General features: G+C 66.8%; 24 protein-coding genes. All 24 read right to left on the bottom strand.

Translation table 11 applies throughout. The features are described 5' to 3' along the window. Positions 1–7: 7 nt before the first annotated feature. Positions 8–2,242 (bottom strand): hypothetical protein, encoded by a 2,235-nt coding sequence (locus ED208_RS12695; protein WP_123212293.1) that lies wholly within the window; start codon positions 2,240–2,242, stop codon positions 8–10. Next, positions 2,239–2,805: a phage GP46 family protein gene (locus ED208_RS12690; protein WP_123212292.1), complete on the bottom strand. Its 567-nt coding sequence runs from the start codon at positions 2,803–2,805 to the stop codon at positions 2,239–2,241. Before ED208_RS12690 ends, ED208_RS12695 begins: the two co-directional genes overlap by 4 nt. After that, on the bottom strand, positions 2,802–3,431 hold the full coding sequence (locus ED208_RS12685; RefSeq protein WP_123212291.1) for a phage baseplate assembly protein V: 630 nt from the start codon (positions 3,429–3,431) through the stop codon (positions 2,802–2,804). The genes ED208_RS12690 and ED208_RS12685 overlap by 4 nt, the downstream gene beginning before the upstream one ends. Further along, entirely contained in the window at positions 3,431–4,471 is a 1,041-nt protein-coding gene (locus ED208_RS12680; protein WP_123212290.1) for a phage baseplate assembly protein, read from the bottom strand. The genes ED208_RS12685 and ED208_RS12680 overlap by 1 nt, the downstream gene beginning before the upstream one ends. Beyond that, positions 4,464–5,546 (bottom strand): DNA circularization protein, encoded by a 1,083-nt coding sequence (locus ED208_RS12675; RefSeq protein WP_123212289.1) that lies wholly within the window; start codon positions 5,544–5,546, stop codon positions 4,464–4,466. Before ED208_RS12675 ends, ED208_RS12680 begins: the two co-directional genes overlap by 8 nt. After that, positions 5,543–7,321, bottom strand: coding sequence for a phage tail tape measure protein (locus tag ED208_RS12670; RefSeq protein ID WP_123212288.1), 1,779 nt, complete (start codon positions 7,319–7,321; stop codon positions 5,543–5,545). Before ED208_RS12670 ends, ED208_RS12675 begins: the two co-directional genes overlap by 4 nt. A 136-nt stretch (positions 7,322–7,457) precedes the next feature. Then, positions 7,458–7,799 (bottom strand): hypothetical protein, encoded by a 342-nt coding sequence (locus ED208_RS12665; protein ID WP_123212287.1) that lies wholly within the window; start codon positions 7,797–7,799, stop codon positions 7,458–7,460. A gap of 8 nt (positions 7,800–7,807) precedes the next feature. Next, complete coding sequence (locus ED208_RS12660) at positions 7,808–8,164, bottom strand: phage tail tube protein (protein WP_123212286.1); 357 nt, start codon at positions 8,162–8,164, stop codon at positions 7,808–7,810. Between the two features lie 11 nt (positions 8,165–8,175). Further along, positions 8,176–9,654 carry a phage tail sheath subtilisin-like domain-containing protein gene (locus ED208_RS12655; RefSeq protein WP_123212285.1) on the bottom strand — a complete coding sequence of 493 codons (1,479 nt, stop codon included), beginning with the start codon at positions 9,652–9,654 and terminating at the stop codon, positions 8,176–8,178. Continuing rightward, the gene (locus ED208_RS12650) at positions 9,651–10,181 is read right to left on the bottom strand and encodes a hypothetical protein (protein ID WP_123212284.1); all 531 of its coding nucleotides are present in this window, start codon (positions 10,179–10,181) and stop codon (positions 9,651–9,653) included. Before ED208_RS12650 ends, ED208_RS12655 begins: the two co-directional genes overlap by 4 nt. After that, complete coding sequence (locus ED208_RS12645) at positions 10,181–10,633, bottom strand: gp436 family protein (RefSeq protein WP_158608543.1); 453 nt, start codon at positions 10,631–10,633, stop codon at positions 10,181–10,183. Before ED208_RS12645 ends, ED208_RS12650 begins: the two co-directional genes overlap by 1 nt. Next, a complete protein-coding gene (locus tag ED208_RS17355) occupies positions 10,630–10,932 on the bottom strand; it encodes a hypothetical protein (protein ID WP_158608542.1) in 303 nt (100 codons plus the stop codon). The genes ED208_RS12645 and ED208_RS17355 overlap by 4 nt, the downstream gene beginning before the upstream one ends. Before the next feature lie 161 nt (positions 10,933–11,093). After that, entirely contained in the window at positions 11,094–12,002 is a 909-nt protein-coding gene (locus ED208_RS12640; RefSeq protein ID WP_123212282.1) for a Mu-like prophage major head subunit gpT family protein, read from the bottom strand. A gap of 62 nt (positions 12,003–12,064) precedes the next feature. Further along, on the bottom strand, positions 12,065–12,457 hold the full coding sequence (locus ED208_RS12635; RefSeq protein WP_123212281.1) for a hypothetical protein: 393 nt from the start codon (positions 12,455–12,457) through the stop codon (positions 12,065–12,067). 42 nt (positions 12,458–12,499) lie between these two features. Continuing rightward, positions 12,500–13,495 carry a phage protease gene (locus ED208_RS12630; protein ID WP_123212280.1) on the bottom strand — a complete coding sequence of 332 codons (996 nt, stop codon included), beginning with the start codon at positions 13,493–13,495 and terminating at the stop codon, positions 12,500–12,502. 428 nt (positions 13,496–13,923) lie between these two features. Continuing rightward, positions 13,924–14,364 (bottom strand): DUF5406 family protein, encoded by a 441-nt coding sequence (locus ED208_RS12625; protein ID WP_148044756.1) that lies wholly within the window; start codon positions 14,362–14,364, stop codon positions 13,924–13,926. A 133-nt stretch (positions 14,365–14,497) separates the two neighbouring features. After that, the gene (locus tag ED208_RS12620; RefSeq protein WP_158608541.1) at positions 14,498–14,965 is read right to left on the bottom strand and encodes a Mor transcription activator family protein; all 468 of its coding nucleotides are present in this window, start codon (positions 14,963–14,965) and stop codon (positions 14,498–14,500) included. Continuing rightward, complete coding sequence (locus ED208_RS12615; RefSeq protein WP_123212277.1) at positions 14,962–15,639, bottom strand: phage protein GemA/Gp16 family protein; 678 nt, start codon at positions 15,637–15,639, stop codon at positions 14,962–14,964. The genes ED208_RS12620 and ED208_RS12615 overlap by 4 nt, the downstream gene beginning before the upstream one ends. A gap of 12 nt (positions 15,640–15,651) precedes the next feature. Beyond that, complete coding sequence (locus ED208_RS12610) at positions 15,652–15,849, bottom strand: hypothetical protein (RefSeq protein WP_148044755.1); 198 nt, start codon at positions 15,847–15,849, stop codon at positions 15,652–15,654. Beyond that, on the bottom strand, positions 15,846–16,046 hold the full coding sequence (locus ED208_RS12605) for a hypothetical protein (protein WP_123212275.1): 201 nt from the start codon (positions 16,044–16,046) through the stop codon (positions 15,846–15,848). Before ED208_RS12605 ends, ED208_RS12610 begins: the two co-directional genes overlap by 4 nt. Then, on the bottom strand, positions 16,043–16,666 hold the full coding sequence (locus ED208_RS12600) for an HI_1489 N-terminal domain-containing protein (protein WP_123212274.1): 624 nt from the start codon (positions 16,664–16,666) through the stop codon (positions 16,043–16,045). The genes ED208_RS12605 and ED208_RS12600 overlap by 4 nt, the downstream gene beginning before the upstream one ends. 15 nt (positions 16,667–16,681) lie before the next feature. Then, positions 16,682–17,020: a hypothetical protein gene (locus ED208_RS12595; RefSeq protein ID WP_123212273.1), complete on the bottom strand. Its 339-nt coding sequence runs from the start codon at positions 17,018–17,020 to the stop codon at positions 16,682–16,684. A gap of 5 nt (positions 17,021–17,025) precedes the next feature. Beyond that, positions 17,026–17,466, bottom strand: coding sequence for a hypothetical protein (locus tag ED208_RS12590; RefSeq protein WP_148044754.1), 441 nt, complete (start codon positions 17,464–17,466; stop codon positions 17,026–17,028). A gap of 32 nt (positions 17,467–17,498) precedes the next feature. Continuing rightward, a complete protein-coding gene (locus ED208_RS12585) occupies positions 17,499–18,116 on the bottom strand; it encodes a DUF3164 family protein (RefSeq protein ID WP_123212271.1) in 618 nt (205 codons plus the stop codon). Positions 18,117–18,123 lie beyond the last annotated feature (7 nt).

The raw sequence follows: 18,123 nt of genomic DNA, 5'->3' as shown, positions 1-18,123 counted from the left end.
AAATCTCCTAAGCCAGCCGGGTAACCGGCATCTTGAAATGAGGGGTCAGGCGGAACATCGGGTAGTCAACGCCGCCCACGGTCCAGACCTCGGGATCGAGATCGCGGAGGTTGCCGCTGCCGCCGTTGTTGATGGAGAGCCCGGTGCCGAGGTTGTCCAGCGCGTAGCGCACCTGTAGCGCCGCCGAGCCAGAGGGCGTCGCGGACAGCTCGATGCGCACGGTGCGGCCATCGACAACACGCACCGAATTGATCGCCACGGCGCTGCCGTCGGCGCGCACCTGGAACCCGGAGTTCAGCGTGCTGGCAAGCGCCCCGTGGTCGAGGATCAACGGATAGAGCGAATCGAAACGAACTAGCACGACCGCGCCACGGATCGTGGCGGAGACCGGACGGATGAACTGCGAGCGCACCCTATCTACGACGAGGTGCTTGAAGTCCCTGCCGAACTGACGACCCATCCAGCGGTATCCCGCTGCGGACAGGTGCGTACCGTCGGTCCTCGGCATCTGGTAGATCGGGCCTGCGAGCCGGAATCGGTCGGGGTAGTCGATGCAGAGCTGAAGTTGCGCCTGCACGACGTCGCCGTCGTTCGTGATCGTGCTGCTGCCGGTCTGGTACAAGATGAACGGTACGCGTCGCGTATCGAGATTCACCTGCGCTTGCACATAGGCCTCGGCATCGGCCTGGAACGCCAGCAGCCGGTTGTAGTACGCGGCGTAGTTCCCCGGTGCGGCGCTGTCAGCCTCGCCCTGGACGTAGGGGATTGCCTGAATGCGGCCAACCTTGCCCAGGCCAGCGCAACGGGCCGCGAATTGCTGTACGTGATCTTTCCAGACCTGGCTCCAGCTCGCGCCGAAATCGAGTTCATCCAGTCGATACCCGCCGTGGCCCGCCGTTGACGCGAACACCACCAGGCTGGTCGGGTCGCCACCGTTCTCAATGGCGTAGTAGTCGCAGGCGCTGTTGGCAAGGCCCGAACAGTAGGTTTCCCCTCGGTTCGAGCCGCCGTCGGCGGCAAGATTGTCCTCGACGAGCGGCTTTACGCTCGACGTGCCGGGGCTGTTGTTGTTGCCGGTGCTGCCGGCCTTGCTGGATTTAGGGCCACTGCCGAACGTGATGTTGGCGTAGGGCTGCGTCAGGGAGATCGCGGGCTGTGCGGTAGCACCCACGGAGAGCGACTGCCCGGTGCCAATCGAGGCATCGATCTGGCCGCGCAGCGGAGCAGTGACCGGGTCCAGCGGCGTCGGGGCGCGTACCGTCAGCGACTCGCCGCCACCGACCTTCGCGCCATAGGCATAAAGAGCCCGCTCGACGTGATCTAGGCGTAGCAGCTTGCGACCCCATAGGTCAGCGAGCAGCACCGTTTCGCTGTTGTCGGCCTGTTCGATCCGCCAGAGCGCGGGCAGCGCTACCCCGAGTGTTCGCGTAGCCGCTGCCGCGACCCCCGGATCGTCCTCGGCCAGCCGGATCTGCACAGTGCCGTGCGTGCGGCTGACTGAAATGAGCTTGCGGCCGTATAGATCGACCAGCACTGGAAACAGATCGTCCACGCCCGAGTAGGTGTAGACGCCACCGCTATTCGCACCCAGCTCGTCTAGCTGCGCGGAGCTGGCGTAGGGCGTGCCCACTTTGACCGCCACCGGGCCGGCGTCCACGCGGTACAACTGGAGGCGATTTGTCGCAGCCGGGTCCGGTGAGGAGAACAGCTCGCCGACATTGACGTTCGGGCCAATGACGGCCGAAGCAGTCAGGGTCAAGCCCGCCGCCGAGACCGTAGGCGCAGTGGTGTAGCCAGCACCGACAGCGGTCGGAACGTAGACCGCCGTCGCTCCCGACTTGACGATCTTTCCCTGCGCCCCAGAGCCGCCGCCTCCGCCTGCGAACACGGCGTCGTAACTACCGTCGGACCCCGTAGCGCTGGCAATCACGACACTCTGGACGCCGTTACCGAGTGCTGCGGCCGGGGTGGCCCAGACACCCCGAAACAACAAAGAGGCGTCGCGGGCGTTGACCGCAATCATGCTTGCAGACACGGCCTCCGCTCTCGCAGCGTTGAGATCACCGACCTCTTCATTTACCTGCTGCTGCAGCTGGCGCAGCAGATTTGCGGGCGACGGCAGATCATCAGTGCCATTGTTCGTTTCGTGGGTCTCGTCTCCGCGCCACCAGTCCGCCAGGCCGTCGGCGACGCTCTTGATGCGGTCGGCACTTTCTTTGAGGCTTTCGTTCGGGTCGCTCATTCGGTGATCTCGGGGATTTCGACAAACCAGACGTGCTCGATAACGGCAGCCGCCGCTGCCACGGCAGCGGCTTCGTCTTCGGCAGCGGCGATGGGTGAAGCGGCAAAGTTGGCGGCCCAGACGGTGCTCACTCGGTAGCGCAACGCGCCGGCCGGGCGCGCGATCTCGACGTCGAGCAGCAGCTCGTCGGCGTCGCCCAGCGAGGGCGTGACGGTGACGGTCTGCGCCAGGCCGTCCGACACCAGCCAGGCCAGGGCGTCCTCGGCGTGGCGCTTGGCTTCCGGTAGCACGCTGGCCAGGCGCTTGCGGCGCGCCAGCAGCCACAATCGGGAGCCAATGCGGTCGCCGCTGGCGCTGGCGGCCACGTCGCCCCACCATCCACGCCGCTCGGCCGGGCTGGCATCGAGGCCGGCCTCCTGGAGCTGCTCGGCGCTCGCCTCGGCGTCGGTGAACAGTGACACCAGCACGGCGCCGCGCAGCGAGTCGTCGGCGATCAGATCGCCGCGCCAGAGCACCGGTGAGACCTGGTGCCCGTCGATGATCTGTAGAGCGAGGTCGGTCATGACATCGGCACCGCCGGCGCCTGCGCGACCCCGCCGCTCACCGGCTGGGTATGGCTGTTGAACACCGAACGCATTTCGGCCATCGTCCCGGCCGGATCGGTGATCGACGTGGCCGACTCAAGTCCACCCTCGACGTAGCCGGTGCCGGCAACTGCGATGTTGCCCAGGCCGGTGATGTCGCCGCGCACCAGCAGGTTGCCGTCGATCTCGGCATCGCCGAGCACGTGGGTCAGCGGCGCGTCGCAGATCACCTTCGCGCGGGCTTTGATGAGCGCCTCGCCGTTCTCCTGCAGATACACGCAATCGCCCCACTGGTTGTAGTGCTGCGACTCGCCCGGCGCGAGATCGCGCGGCCGGGATTCGTGGTCGGCGCCAATCACGACGCAATGGGTACGACTCCCGCCGATGCTGATGAGCAGCGCGGTGCTGCCGGCCGGCGGATTGGCACTGAGGCCGAAGTTCTGGACGCGCACCACGTCGTCCAGCCGCTCGCCGGCCAGGACGGTGATCTGCACGCGCTGGCTGGCGCCGGCATCGGCGGCTCGGGCGACCGTGGTACGTGCCGCCAGCGCGCGGATACGGCGCTGGATAGGCGCCAGCACGCGGAGCAGATCGGCGGGGCGCATCAGGCGCTCTCCTCGTCGAGGTCGATCACCGGCGCGGGCGTGTAGGCGCCCGGCGGCGCCAGCTCGAGCACGGTGACCTTGCCGGCGCGGCGGTCGATGCGGTGCGAGACGCCGGCAATCAGGTAGTCCCCGTCGAGGCGTAGGTAGTCGTCGTGGATGGTGACCAACGTGTTGGGCCACCAGGGCCGGTCACCGTCGAGCCAACCGGCAACGACGACGCTGGCCCGGCGGCTGCGCGCCAGCCCGGTGGCGGCGGCCCAGCGGGCGTACTGCTGCGCCTTGTCGGCGTCGACGTCGTCGGAGACCTGCAGCACGGTGACACGACTGGCGCGCACGCCCTTGTCGGTGGCGCTGGCCAGAATCTGCTGGTCGGCGTCGTCGCCAGCCGATTGGCCGATCACCTGGTAGCGGGCGAATCGGTTGCTGTCGTCGTCACTGCCCTGGCCGCTGAGGATGTTGATGCCGCGCTCGAGGCGCGTGCGGGCGCGGGCGCTGCCGGCCCGGGTGATGTACAGGCCGCCGAGGCCATCGGAAACCAGCAGGCAGCCCGCGACCGCCGCCGCGCGCCCCAGCACCTCGGCCACGGTCTCTCCCGGCGAGATGCGGCCGGCGCGGAACGGGGTATCTGCCGTCAGCGACGCCGGCAGCGACATCGAGACCGAGATCCCGAACGGGCGGCACAGGTCGCGCGCCATGCGCAGCAGGCTGGTGGACTGCCAGCCCTGGCCGTCGACGAGGGCGGCGCAATCGACCAGGTCGCCGGTGGCGTCGCGGCCGCGGATCGTCAGCTCGTGGCTTTGCTTGTCGTAGGCCGCCTCTACCGCCTCGATATAGCCGGTGATGATCGGGGCATCGTTGAGGCGCACGGTGCAGCGCTGGCCACGCAGGTCCGGCAGCGGCTGCCCGCTCAGAGCCCAGGCGTCGGCGCAGGTCAGCGAGAACGCTCCGGCGAGCTGCTCGATGCCGCGATTGATCTCGATGGACTTCCACTTGCTGTAGCGCTGCGCACCGACCTGCAGCGTCAGGGTCTGCTCAGTCACTCAGCACCTCCAGCTCGACGCCACCGGCGACGAACAGCGGGTGCGGGAGGCGGTTGCGCGCGACCAGGTCGTCGCTGCGCGACTCGAGCGCGGTGGGGCCGTAGAGCCGGTGGGCCAGCACCAGGGCGGGCGCGGTCTCCGGCGGGGTGTAGCGCGCCAGGCGGGCCAAGTCGGCAGAGCGGCGCTCGATGTCGCTGGCCACGGCGGCGCGCAGCGCGACCAGGGCGTCGTACAGGGTGTCGTCGGCCGACTCGGCGATTCGGTCGAGCTGCTCGAGCAGCTCGCTGCGCACCGCCTCGGCCTCGTCGTAGCTCGGCCAGGTCTGCTCCGCCGACCAGGCGCAGGCGGCGATCACCGCCGACACCTGCATCTGCTCGGACAGCAGATGGCTCGCCTCGCTGGAGTCGTCGTAGAACGACCAGAGCCGGCGGAAGTCGGCCAGCGCGCGAATGCGCTTGAGGTCCGTTGTCAGCCGTGCCCAGATCGCGGCCGGCTGGTTGATGATGGACTGGAGGGTGTCGCGCCAGTCCTCGGCCGCTCCAATCAGGGATTCCAAGGGGCCAAAAACGCGGTTGATGGCCCGTTGAACCGCTCCGCGTACCGCCGCCGCGCTCGGCCACCGGCGGCTGAACTGCGGCTCGCTGGCCGTCTGGGCAAGGTCGGCGGTCTCGCGGACGGCCTCCTGCGTGTCCACCTCTACGGCGGGCACGATGGCGGCCGTGCGGATGAAACGGATGGAGAAGCGGGCCAGGCCGCCCTCGCGATTGCCTTCCCGCAGCCGAACGCCCATCACCACGACAAGCACCGTGCCGAGGTAGGGGTGCACCAGGCTGCCGGCGCCCGGCTCGCTCAGCGCCGCGACCAGGGCGTCACGCTGCGTCATGTAGTCATCGCCCAAAACGTAGGCGTCGACGTCAAAGGTGGTGGCGAGTTCGCCGAGGTCTTCGGTGTCGGGCAGGTTCTGGCCCGGGTACTCATGCACGGCCACGCTGCGAGCCCAATCGGCATCGTGCCGATCCACCAGAAACGGCACCTGCCGGAAGGCGCCGGGGCGCAGTTGGTCGCGCCAGCTCATGGCGGAGACCCGAAGACGGTCATGCCGGTGGCCACGTTGAGATCGAGGCCACCGCTAGCGGTGATGGCGCCGACCCGGGCGCGGCCGGTTTCGTCGATCTGGATCTCGATGCGGCCGTTCAGCTCGCGCTCGACGGCGTTGTAGGCCTCCACATTGCCGAACCGGGACAGCGCCAAGGCAATGGCGCCGCCGAGGTTGTTCATGAACTCGGTCTCGTCGGTGGCGCGATAGATCGCGGAGCCGATCTCCCAGCCGCCGGCACCGGCGGCCAGTAGACCGGCCGTCCACAGAGCGGCGTTACCGATCATGGCGGCGGTCAGCCCTCCACCCGCACGGGCTGCCGCCGCGCCACCAGCGGCAGCGGCGGCGGTCTCGCCGGCACCACCCTGACCGCCGCCGAGGCTGGCTGGCCAGTTGGTAACGAAGACGGCCGTGCCGAGGCCGGCCTTCTCGATCAACTGGCCCTGCGCCACACCCGCCGCCGTTGAAACACTGCCACCCAGCATCTTTCCTACAACGCCCGGCAACTTGCCAAGCACGCTTTGTGCACCGGTGGCCAGCGCGCCGAGCGCGAGCACCTCGGCGACGGTCACCGCCGCCACGGTGGTCGGCTTCAGGTCGAGCCCCCCCTTGGAGTTCGGATTGAGCTGCCAGGACACCAGGTCGGCGAACGCCTTGTTGATGGGCTGGGCCAGCGCATCGCCCACCTCGCGCATCACCGACTTCATGCGGCCGGCTTGATCGACCGCGTTATCGAGCGCCTCCGGCAGATCGTGCTCGAAGATGCCGGCAGACTCGCGGACCTGCTCGGTCATGGTCCGCACCTTGGTCAGCGAGTCGCTCGATAGCAGCATGGCGATGCCCCGCTGCGTATCGAGGTCGGTCTTTCCGAACGCACGGTCGATGTAGCGGTTGCGGGCTTGATCGGTGGTGAGTTGCTGATAGGCCTTGGAGATGTCGTTCAGCGTGTCCAGCGGATTACGCGCGGCGCCGGCCGGCGTGTAGAACGGAACGCCGGTAGCCTTCTGAGCCGCCTTCTTGTAGCTCTCGTTGGTGAACAGCCGCAGGGTGCTTTCCGCCAGGGTAGCCAGACGCTCGGGGTTCATCTCCACCTGGGAGAGAGCTTCCACATAGGCCAGAGTCTGGGCGAACTCCAGGTTGGCCTTGCGCGCGTTTACCCCGACGCGCGGGAAGATGCTGGCCAGGTTCTCGAGCTCGGCGTTGCCGAGTCGACCGGCGACGGTCATCTGCTCCAGCAGCTTGGTGGCCAGGCCGGGTTGCGCCAGGTCGAGGTTGTAGCTGTTTGAGGCCACCACCAGCGAGCGCGAGAGCACGTCCGGCGCCGCGCCGGTGATCGCCGAGGCGGGATTGACGGCCCGGATTGTGGCCACCGCCTGCGCCCAGGTGAGGCCGGACTGTACGAGGGCATCCATGCCACCCTTCAAGGCATCCAGACTCTGGCCGGTCTCTCGCGACATCGCGAACAGATCGGCCCGCAAGCTCCGCGAAGCTTCCCGCGTCGCTCCGGCGGTCTGGCGGAGCTGGATCAGGCCCTTGTCGAGCTGCGCCGACTGGCGGGCAATCTGGTACCCACCGAAGCCGACACCGATGGTTGCGAGCTGGTTGCGGGTTTCGCGCAGCAACCTGTTAATGGACGAGAAGTCTCGACGCGTGTCGCGGACGAAGCGGTCACGCGTGCGACCGGCCTGGCCGAACCCCGAATCGAATTGCCGCCCTTCCAGCAACAGCCGCAAGGCGACCGTCATCTCGGTCATTGGCCACCCTTGCGCAGCAGTCTCTGCAGGTAGTGCCGCCGCCGGCTATTGGGCAGCGCCAGGATGTCGCTCTCGGACCAGCCGGTGTGATGTGCGATGACGAGCACGGCATCCAGGAGACCCGCCTTTCGGCGGGTCAGCCTTCCCCCAGCTTCTCGGCCTCCACCTGGGCCTGTCGCAGGATCAGGAGGTCGCCGGACTTGAGCTTGCCGATCATGTCCAGGCTGTACGGCCCGGTGTAGTCACCGGTGAGGACCAACTGCCGACAGAGCAGCGCGGCGTTGTAGGTCAGTGGCCGGGAAGCATCGGCCTCCAACTCGGCGGCGAACAGGTCTTCGCCCAGGGCCTCGCGCAGCACGAAGTTCTTGTGCAACGTCTCGCCGATCTTGATGCCAGTCTTGAGCCTGCCAGCGATGTGACCTTCGGCCGTCAGGCTGAAGCCGTGCACCGCCAAGCGCTTCTGGGTAGCTTCTTTCATGCGATCTCCTAGATGCGCTTGCAGTCTTTGGCGCTAAAGCTGGCGTCGATCTCACCGCCCTTTTCCGACAGCGTGCTCTCGCCCTGACAGAACATCTCGGTGAGTGCGAACTTCAAGCCGTCATCGCCCTCCCAGAGCCCGCTCGCGTCCTTGATGGCATCGACGGCCGTGACGTCCATGCCAGCGGTCTGGCTGAGCTTGCAGGTGAGCTTGGGCGGCACGATTTCCGTGGTGTAGCCATGCACCCCATTGCTGCCGACCACGGGCGTGCGCTTCTCGCCGCCCGGAGTGAGTACGGCGCCAGGCAGCGTCAGCAGCTCTTTGCCGTTTACACGGATGCGGGCGCGGCCCAAAAGTTGTGCCATGTCGGGGCTCCTTAGCGGATGAACTGGATCTGCGACGCGGACACGCGCAGTTGGTTGATGAGGTCCGGCGGCAGCCGGGAGTTGAGGCGGTTGGGGTCGGTGCCGTCGCGCTCCACCACCAGCTCGGCGATGAACTGGGTCAGCGCCTCGCCGCCTTCCACCCAGCCCTGCTCCATCCAGGTGTCGATGTAGAGGCTGACGATCTCCGCCCGCGCGATGGCCGGCGTCATGACGTTGGGGCCAGTGCTGCCATCCGCGCCCAACTTGTGGCGCGGATACTTGAGCGCGAAGCGGCTCCGCAACGTGTAGCGCAGGTTGGCCAGCAGATGCAGGGTCTCGGTGTCGAAGTACGCCTTGTCGGTGACGCCGTAAGTGTTGGTGCGGTAGGTGGTGGTGAGCCGCTCAATGCGCACCGTGCCATCGGCATCCACCTTGAGCGTGCTGACGCCGCCCTCGATCAACTGGTTGCGCTGCGCGAACGTGCGGCGCCCCAGCGCCTCGGCGGTGGCCACCACACCGGTGAGCGGCAACGTCTGGCGCGGCCGACCCGGGTCCGGCTCGGCGGTATCGCAGCCCGCGACGTGGGCCGCCGTTGCCCAGGTCGGCGTGAGCACGTCGGCGCAGTCCACCAGGCTCAGCCAGGGACTGTTCTGGCCCGTGGCGAGGGTGATGGCGGCAGCGGCGTCGAGGTTGATGCCGGCATAGGCATAGGCGTCGAGCTGGCGCAGCGGGCCGAAACGGTCGGCCAGCTCCGCCTTAACCAGCGCCAGGTTGGCGCCGTCGGTGCCACCCAGAACCCAGGTGGTGTACCACTGGTCCCCGAGCGCGGCGATAGCGTCGGTGAGGTCCGGGTCGCCCGTGCCGGCCGTGAGCGCGCCGATGGCCACGCCGACGCCCAGCGGCAGCGTCTCGCCGTCGTAGCGGTTCAGGGTGACCCGCACATTGCCGGCGTCGATGCCCTTGTGCCGCGCGCTCAGCACGACCTTGAACGCATCGGCGCCGTCGACGGCGGCGTCCAGGTAGCGATCCGCGTCGGCGTTGACGGCGGCGATGATCGCAGCGGCCACGGCGATGGCGCTCATGCCGGAGCTCACTCCCACGGCGTAGCGGCGTTCGCCGACGTAGAGCACCACGGTGCCGGCCGCCGTGCTCGGCCCGGTGACCGTCAGCGTTCGGCTGCTCTTAGTGCCGGCCGCTTTGTCGGCCAGCGGCAGGATGTAGGCCGGCGTCAAGGCATCGGCGGCCAGCAGGCGCTTGGCCATGTGGTGAATCTGCGAGCCACGGCCGCAGAGCGCGCCAACCTCGTCAGGGCTGAACACGCGGCGCGGCTGGCCAGCGACCGCCGTGGCACCGGCCAACTGCTGGCCGATCAGCAGCGTGCGCTGCGGGACGGTGACCGCGCCGGTATTCGCGCGGCTGGGGTCGAACTCGGCGTACTGCCCCGGCACATTGAGGTTGACGGGGATGCTGTTGAACTGGATCTCGCTCATGCGGATGGCCCCTCGATGGAGATGGTGCTTTCGGCTTCGGGCTTGCCGTCATTGGCAACATCGAAGAGCGCGAACAGCGTGGTGAAGTCGCCCAGATCGCCCTGCTCGGGCATGTCCAGACTCAGTGACTGGCGGAATGCGATGGCAGAGAGCGAGACGCCCTCGTCACCCAAGGCACCGTTGTAGAGATTTCCCCAGCGGATGCCGCCGCAGGCCACGCCGTTTAGGCCTTGCAGAGCCATGACCTGCAGCAGGCCATCGGAGAGGCGAAGGTTGGCCTCGTCATGGCTGGCCCCGCGCACGTTCTTGGTCAGCAGGTAGGCGGCGGCCTCGATGGGACCGGACACCATTGCGCCACCGGCCAGCGGCAGGTTTAGCAGGGCAACCAGGACGCACGGCGCCTTGAGCGCGTAGGTCTTGAGCTGAGCCAGATCGAAACGGCCCGGGTGGGCCTGCACAGCAACCTTGTCCGGAACGATGGCCTTGATGGCCGTCACCAGTCCTGCGCGGTAGCTGGGCAAGTCCATCAGCGCACCCCGCGCCGGTTGCGCCCGAACAGTCGCGGCTGCGACTCGACCAGAATCTCGCCGCCGCGAATCTCACCGGCGGCGGTGATGGGCGGCGTCGCCTCGGCTGCCAGGCCCAGGCCGGCCTCGCCCTTGGAGACGCGCTTGAGGAAGGCGACGGCATCGGCATACCGCTGCCGCAGTTCGTTGGTCAGCGCATCGGCCATGCGCGATAGGCGGTACAGGGCGATGTCGATACAGATCTGCGCGGCCCAAACCGGCGCGGTCGGCAACGGCAGGTCGTGGCGCTGGCCGATGTAGCTGTTCATCTCGCCGGTGGCGTCGGCCAGCGCCTTGTCGATGGCCAACAGCTCCGCCGCGCTCAGCTCGCCATCGCGGTCGTTGTCGGCAGCGGCGTAGATGGTGTCTTCCGACTCACGCTCGACCAGGTCGCTGTAGGTTGCGTAGCTCATACGCGCTCGGGCTGCAGGACAGTGACGTCGCAGCCTGCGACAGCGGCAGCGACCTTGAAGCCGCGCGCCGGCCGCCCAGGAGAAAAGCAGTTGCTGGCACCCGCCAGATTGGTGCCGAGCTGGAACCATTTGGCGTCGTTATCGCTTGGATCGTCCAGCGTGTAGCTGACGATGGCGGTGCCCGTAGGCTCACTCGCCACTGCGATGCTCGACGGGCCGCCGTGAACCAGCTCGACCACCGCGCTTTCGGCGGCGGCGACGGTTTCCTTTTGGGTCCAGAAGGTGCCGGTGAGCTGCATGGGTTCGGGGTCTCGTTGATGACGCTGGCCCCGGCCGGCTCATTCCGGCCGGGGCCATCGGGTGGCTGCCGCTACCGTGATCGGCGGCCTTTACTGGCCCTCACCGCCCGCCAGGCTCACGGACCTGGCGGCTATCACAGGGCTCTCTCTCGGGGTATTGGTTAGTCGAGGTAGGGGTTCACCACAACCTTGGCGGCCTTGTACAGCTCGTTGGTCTCGCCACCATTGATGGTGGCCTTGTCGAACAGCAGTTCGGCTGCCGACTCGAGGGCGGTGGGAACGTGAATCTCCACCGGGCGCACTGCCAGGGGCCGACCGTTGTCGCCCTTGAGCTGGCGCATGGCCGTGCGCACCGCCTTGAAGTTGGCGCTGGTCAAGTCCTTGTCGCAGGCATGGGCGAGTTGCCAGAGCGCGAAGCCAGCATTGACGCGGGCATCGGCGCCGTACACCGCCTGGTTGTTGAAGAAGACGATGTCGTCTTCCTTCTGGTCTTTGCGCACGAAGTCGTAGGGCTTGCGCACCTGCCAGATGATCGGCTTGATCGCCTTGGTGGTGTCGAACACATACCAAGTGGGCTTGCCACCGACTTCGGTCGTGAGGTTGCTCTGGGTGATCTTGCCGCCCTTCGCATTGGTGGTCGGATGATTTGCCGAGAAGAACGGCACGCCGTCGTAGCAAAGTGTGGTGCGGCCAGCCTTGAGCAGCTCGAAGATCACCTGGTTAGGGTGGGCTTTGGCGTCCATGCCGAGCTGCTCGAACACCGGATTGAGGACGCCATATTCATCGTCCTCGACTTGATTGCGATTCACGCCCACGGTGTTCTCGAAGTGCTTGTTGGCAATCGAGAAGTCATGGGTGGTCAAAGCCTGGATAACCCGGTCGCCGATCCACTCACGGAAGCCCGTGGATTGACCCAGCCAGCCGTAAACCTCCTTGCTAGTGTTGGAGGGCACGACCATCACCAGCGACTGGTACAAGGCCTCCTGTGCCTCGAAACCCTTCAGATAAAGGGCCTTGAAACCCTGAAAAATCGCAGTCATCAACTGCGGCGAAACGGCGACTCGGGACATAGGGCGCTCCTATAGAAGCTACGGCGAAAGAGGGAGAGGTGGGACGCTGGGTGAGGGGCGGGCTAGCGGAAGTCCACCCAGACGCCGTACTCGTCGACGTCGAAGACCTTGCCGGCTGCCGGCCGTGCGTTGGTGTCGCTGGTTTTGGCCACCGTCTGGTCATCGACCACGTAGCAGGTGGCACCGATGTTGGCCTTGGTGATCTCGTCGGCACCGGCGCTGTTGGCGAACGCGAAGATGCCCTTCTTGACGTTGGCCGCTTCGCCGGGGCCGGCATCGGCCATGAAGACGCCAACGGTCTTGTTGGCTGCGGTCGCCGTGGCGGCATCGCCGCCGCCGGTCGCGTTCACCTGAGCCATGCCGCCCAGGAAGCCATGCGCGCCGGCAGCCATCGTGATGGAGAGGATGTTGCCGAGACGCTCCGGCGTCTGGCGGGATTGGGCGAGTGCGGTCATGCGCGGGACTCCTAGGGGTTGGGTGCGGGCGGATTGGCGGCGTTACTGCTGCTTCGCGCCCTTGAGGAACTGCTCTTCGCTGAGGCCCAGCGACAGCGCCACGGCCTTCTGCTGCGCGTTGAGCGCGGTCTTCTGGCCGGTGGGCAGTTCGTCGGAGACGGTGGTTCCCGGCTCGACGATGGCGGGCGCGGACTTCAGGAAGTCGCGGAACTTCTCCAGGCCGCCCTCAGCCATGCAGGTGGCGCGATAGAACTCGCGCGAGGCCGGCGTGATCTTGCCGGCCTTCTGCGCCGCATCGAGCTCCTGGTCGGCCGCCTTCTCGCGGTCGGTACGCGCCTTGTCGGCAATCGACTGCTCGGCGTTGAGCGCCCGGGTCTGCATCGCGTCGTAGTCGGCGCGCGGGACGTACTTGTTGAGGTCCGGCGTCTGCGCGGCGTTGAGCGCCGTCTGGTGCTGGGTTTTCAGCGAGTTGAGGGCGACGAGGGCCTCGGCTTCGCCAGCGGTTTCCGGCAGGCCCAGCTCCTTGAGCAGGTTCTTCATGGTCAGTGTCTCCGGGGGGTAGTCGTCCACGTCCTGGTCGAGGACAGCCGCGTTCAGCGCCAGGTCGAGGTTCGGGTTGTTGGTGAGCGATACGCGGACGAGCCGCACGATCCGGCCGGCGCCGTCGTAGTCGAAGACCGGGGAGATAAAGGCGTACTCCTCGCCCTCAACGGCGGCGGTGCCACGGGCGTTCCAGCGGGGCTTGCCCCAGATAGCGCCGTCCCGCAGCTCTAACTCGCGGCCGTTGATCCAGCCGGCAGCCGGCGCTTCCTCGCCGCGTGGCGCAGCCAGGTCGGTGGAGTGGTTGATGTCGATGGCGATGCGGTCTGGACTGTTGCGCAGCACCAGCTCCGGCTGGTCGAAGAACCAGCTACGGCCATCGCGGCCCCGAACCTTGCCCTCGGCGTCGGGCGCGGGAATGCACTTGAGCTCGGACGGCACCTTGCCGGGGCCGTGGTCCGGAATCTCGCTGCAGAGGGCTAGGCGGTTGCGCTTCATAGGCCGCCAGTGTCTTGGCCGGCCTGCTTCCCGGGTATGCCGGAAATGTTTCGCCCCGCTCGGTGGCGGGGCGATCAGTGCAACGAGGTTACGGGTGGGGGCGGCGGTGGGTCAAACGCGGGCTAATTAGCGTTGGGCGGCCAAATCGGATCGAAGCCGGGCGCGCTGCCGTCAAGGCATCCAGCGCGAGGCTCGTAGCTGGGCTCGTCGGTCGTGCATGAATTTCCACACTCCGGGCAATCGCAGAATCCGTGCATAAATGTGCTGCGCGGGTCGCTGCCTATCCACGCGCAGCGAGTGCAGGCAAACGTCCAGCGTGGCTCAGGCCCAACTAGGTGCTCCACCGGAAAACCCGGCCTCTCGTCCTGCGCGCTCTTATTCATGGTTCGGCCCCTGGCCGGTTTTCCGGTGAGCTTGGGCGTTGGGCCTCATGATCCGCACCCATGAATCCAGCCGGGTTTGATTTCGTCTCCACAGAGTTTGCACTGCCTTGGTGGCGTGGCCTGGGTGGAAATGCTTGATGCCGATCTCGGAGAGGCCGAAACAATTGCCGCACTAATCAGCTTGTCTTTAAGCCAGTACTCCCCTCTGTCTTCGTCGTCCTCACTGATTAGGATGTTGCCGTCGGCATCCTCCATATTGAGGGTGGCGTAGTCGGAGTCACCGCGCAGCTTTGCGTAGGCGTTCTCGACCGCTGACTCGATCACGTCGAAGCCGCGGATATTCCCTCGAACGGTTATCTGCATCTCGGCGCCCTTCCGACCTCCCGGCAGATGCCCCGCGTCGTGGACGTGCATCAGCACACGGGCCGGACGGCGCGGAGGAACTCCAAACAGGTCTGGCTGTCTGCGGCTGGTCTTTGCGGGCATTGGCAACCTCCTGAATACAACTAGCCCCTGGCAGCGCGCAGGAGTCGCGCAATCCATTGGGAGGGGGACTGATGGGGGGAAAGCGCCACAGGGGCCTTGCAGGTCAGCTTTAAGGGGGCTTTAACGGGCGCTTTCATTGCCGTGCCCGGTTCGGAGTGGCGGAGTCGAACAAATCGGTCTGCAACTCCCGGCGCGTCTCCACGTCGCGGACGCTCCTGAACTTGTCGCCCCGGTCGCCACGGCGGATGTTGAGAATCTGGCGCTCGGTGAGCTGGTAGTGAAGCGCCTGGGCCTGCAGTTTGCGCCCTTGCTCAACCTCGGCGCGGATCTGCTGGTCGCGGAGTTCCTGGAGAATCTTGTCGGCCTTTGGGAGCGTCAGGTACTGGTGCCCGGTGAACAGCCGCGCCAGGTTGCGCGCCTTGTCGTCTTCGAGCACATCGGGGAAGAGCCGTGCCTCTGGGCCTTGAGGCACATGGGTCTTGGTGCCGCCGCGCTTGCGCAGCAGCTTGAGGGTGTCTGGCAGGCCGATGGTGGCCGCGATCTTGCGCAACTGGGGCGCGATCAGGCGGTTGATATCGACCTTGGCCAGATCGTCAGTCACGCACGGACCTGCGACAGCGAGACTTGGAAGCAACCGCTGCAGCAGCTCGGCTTGTCCTGGTCGACGGGCCACTGGCAGACGACGGCCAAGTCGCCACGGCACCAGCGCAGCACCTTGCTCATGACCTCGGGGTAGGCATCGAACCGCCGGTGAAGGGTGTCGAAGTCAAACAGCCAGGCCGCCAGGTGCGCGCCGTAGTCGGCCCAGGAGTAGCCGAGCAGTTGCTCCAGGTCGGTGGCCAGGCGCTTGAGCGCGGCCTTGTGCAAGGCGGCGACGATGCCCACCAGTTGGCCGTCGGCGCAGAGTTGCACCCGGTCGCGGCGGTACATGCGCTTGGCCAGCGAGTGGGCGTAGTTCCAGCCCAGACCCGCGTCGGTGAGCAGCGCCTCGATCTTTTCCAGCTCGCCGCGCCCACGGGCGCCGATGTTCTTGGGCTGCCCCTGGAAGCGCGCCAGCTTCGGGTGCTTGGGGTCAATGGCCTTGAGGCGCGCCTGCAGATGCTCGATCACCTGGCGACGGCCGTGGCCGTCCAGGTCTTTGCTGGAGTGCTGGCGCCCGTGAACCCAGACCACATTGGCGTAGTCCTCGGCGTCGAACTCTCGGGTGCCAATGAGCGCCGCCTTCAGGATATGAATGCGGGCAAGCTCGGTCTGGCGCGGGTCTTTGGTGGCCACGGCGGGGCGGTCTCAGTGGCTTTCGTCGTCGCTGCTCGGCGGCGGCTCGCACTCTCGCACGCGCAATTTGAGGGCGGCCTCGGAGGTGAGGAAGCGGCGGATCGCTTCGGTGATCTGCCGCGATTCCTCGGGCAGCAGTGCGCCCAACTCGTCCGACCAGGTCAGCAGGGCCTGGTCGAGCTTCGCCTCGTCGAAAACCCACACTCTCATGATTCGATCCTCTCGGGATTGGCGGCGACCTTGGTCAGGTGCCAGCCGTAGCAGTAGTCGCAGGGGTAAATGCGCAACGCGGTATCGGGGCGCTGGCGCTGGCAACGGCTCCGCCCCACCTCGGCTTTGTGGGAATTGCTGTAGCGCGCCTTGCGTAGGCAGCTCCGCACCCAGTGCTCGATCTCATCGCGAGTCATGGCAGCACCTTGTCGAGCGCGAACTCGATGTCGGCCTTGGTGTGGCCTGCAGCAAATAGGTGGTCGGCAAGCTGGTCGCGGGTCACCTCCAACCGGAGCCGCTTGGCGGCAGCGAGCTCGGCACCGAGCTCCTCGACAGCCTTTCGCCGGGCGATGACCTTCTGCTCATCGGCGGTTGGAGCCACCGGCGTCGGGGCTGGTGGCTCGCGCTTCTGCTGGATCTGCTGCGCCTCGGTGGCCGCCTCCAGCTTGTTGGCGGCGCTGCTCAGCACCTTGGCCAGATAGTTGTGGTTGCGCAGCGGCAGTTCGAGCTCCGCACGGCGGCCGACCATGTAGCCCAAGGCCTCGGCCAACTGGGCGTGGCTCACTGACCAGTCGCGCTTGGCATAGCGGACGTTGCCGGTCTCGATCACCACCAGGAGCGGCTCCAGCACGCGGCATGCCTTCTCGAAGGTCATCCTGTGCTTGGCGGGCGCGAAGAGGTGCAGATAGAGCTGCAGGACGTTGCCCAGCGCCGGTGGCACGCGGAGGGTCAGCTCGGCAAACCGGTGGGCGGCAGCCTCGCTGGTGAAGGACAGCAGCGGCGCATTGAAACCGCAGGCCGGACAGATGCAGTGCATGGGGGCTCCCTTGCGCTACAGCAGCAGGCGCCGCTGGCCGCCCAGGTCGGGCTGGGCCAGGCGCTTGAGCTGGCGGATCTGGCGCAGGCTGGTGAGCGCCCGCTGCCGTAGAAACTGTATCGAGGCTTGCAGCTCCTCGGCTGTCGCGGCGATGTGGTAGCCGTTGCTGGGGTCCGCGCAGACGGCGATGCCGTCCTGGCGCAGCGCCTCCACCAGCTCGCGAAGGTGGCGCTCCCCCGCCGCCGACCAGGTGCCGCAAATTTCGACCACCAGCGCCCGCGCTGTCACGCCCCGGTCGCGGCCAACGTGGCGCGACAGGGCGGCGAGCAGGGACTGGCGGTCGAGGGTGGACACGAAGATCAGAACTCGCCCACCGCTGTGGGCACGGCGTCACCAACCGGGGTGAACCGCCCGTCCTCCATGTCCGCCTGCGGAATTACCCAGAGCGTGATGTCGCCGCCGCTCTCGGCCGTAAAGGTATAGGCCGGCAAGGCAGTTGCCTCGAACAAGCAGCGGCGCGGCCAGTCGACGATTCGGTAGATCAGGCCCGTGTTTCGGCAGCGAACGCGCTGGCGAGGTCTGAACATGGGTGCTCGCCTGCTAGCGCTGGACTGCAGCTTGCGGATGGCTTCGAGCTCGTCGGGCTGGGCGGCGTCCAGAAATTGTGTCCGCGCCAGCAGCAGGTGCATGCCTTGGCCCACCTCGGCGAGGTTGGCGAACGGGGTGCCGTCCTGGCCCACCATCGCCCAACGCATGCCGAGATACAGGCCGAGCAGCACGCCAACGGATAGCGTGAACATCGCCAGTACCACTAGGTCAGCAGTGGGCGTCATCACAGCACCGCCATGTCGAGCGAGATGGGCTCGTAGCGTTCGGTGTCGCCCACTCGCTGGTAGAGGCGGATGTAGGTGGTGCTGGTGTCGGTGCGCACGCTGTCGGCAATGGCCTTCATCGCACGCGTCCACTTTTCGTCGCTGATCTCCAGTCGCTTGAGCCCCAGCACACGGCCGGTGCTGATCTTCCCTTCCTTGTCCACCTGGAAGGCATCGTTGATGAGCGCGCGGATCTCCGGCCGGCTGCCTTCCGTCCAGGTCTGGATGCACTCGTCGATCAGTTCCTTCGCCGCCTGCAGGCGTTCGTCGAAGCTGATGGACTCCTGCACCGAGCGGGTGATCTTGTACTTGCCGTCGAAGCTGGTCAGGGTCAGGTTGCCCTTTCGGCCGCCGACCTTCACACCGTACTGCTCGAGGCTCAGCTCGACGAAGCTGGCAATGTCGGCGAACGCGCCGGCCTTGTAGGCGGCGATCTGAGCGGCGATCTGCTCGCCCTGGCCAATCAGGGCGCGCACCAACTCGTCGCGCAGCCGGTCGATGGGTTTGACGAGTTCCTTGGGGACAAGCCGACCGGCGGCATCGGGCCAGCAGCCGTGTTTCTCTGCGATTTGGTTCATTGTGTTG

This window comes from Stagnimonas aquatica (genome assembly GCF_003730135.1).
Classification (GTDB): Bacteria; Pseudomonadota; Gammaproteobacteria; order Nevskiales; family Nevskiaceae; genus Stagnimonas; species Stagnimonas aquatica.
The sequence above is the reverse complement of the archived record's forward strand: the minus strand, read 5'-3'. Positions and strand labels throughout refer to the sequence as shown.